Below are 253 nucleotides of genomic sequence, written 5' to 3'. Positions count from 1 at the left end.
CCATTGCTCATGTTGGTTCAGAGCGCGCCCATTGAGCTTGATGCTCAACGATTCCATCCAGTCCTCGAACTTCATGCACGCTCTCCGCGCAAGGGCCGGGCCGCAACGTCGCGAATCCACTTCAGCCGACGCGGGTTGCGGTATTTGACCTCGTGCAAGTACTCGCGCAAAGCCCGCGCCGCCAACGCATCATCTTCGTTCCCGGCAGGCGGCACGAACTCATTGAACGGATATGTATCGTGCAACCCCGCGC

At 60.1% G+C, this 253-nt stretch carries 1 protein-coding gene; it reads right to left on the bottom strand.

From position 1 onward, the window contains the following. Positions 1 to 71: 71 nt before the first annotated feature. On the bottom strand, positions 72 to 253 hold a 182-nt coding region (locus AC1RPU_RS08385), incomplete at its 5' end, for a hypothetical protein (RefSeq protein WP_481769712.1).

It is taken from the genome of Dellaglioa sp. CoH-55-MRSF-7, from assembly GCF_056782235.1.
This window is presented reverse-complemented; position numbering and strand designations above follow the sequence as displayed.